The 203-nt window shown below is 73.9% G+C and carries 1 protein-coding gene; it reads left to right on the top strand.

Annotated features, from left to right (window positions below):
- A partial coding sequence (locus ECTPHS_RS14905; protein ID WP_008933391.1) for a hypothetical protein occupies window positions 1–203 on the top strand: 203 nt, incomplete at both ends.

Raw genomic sequence — 203 nt, 5'->3', positions numbered from 1 at the left:
CGCCAGGCCGTCGAGGAGGCTACCCGCAAGGAGGCCATGGAACGCGCCGCGGCGGCTGCTGCGGCAGCGGCGGCAGCGCCCGGCCCCGCGTCTCCCGCGGCAACCCCCGCGGCACCGGCATCGGACAATCCCCGTCGTCGTCGCCGTGGTAAGGAGCGCGAAGAGGTCGGCAAGTCCAAGCGGGAAGAACTGCACGTGGCCAG

This window comes from Ectothiorhodospira sp. PHS-1 (assembly GCF_000225005.1).
Taxonomy (GTDB): domain Bacteria; phylum Pseudomonadota; class Gammaproteobacteria; order Ectothiorhodospirales; family Ectothiorhodospiraceae; genus Ectothiorhodospira.
This window is presented reverse-complemented; position numbering and strand designations above follow the sequence as displayed.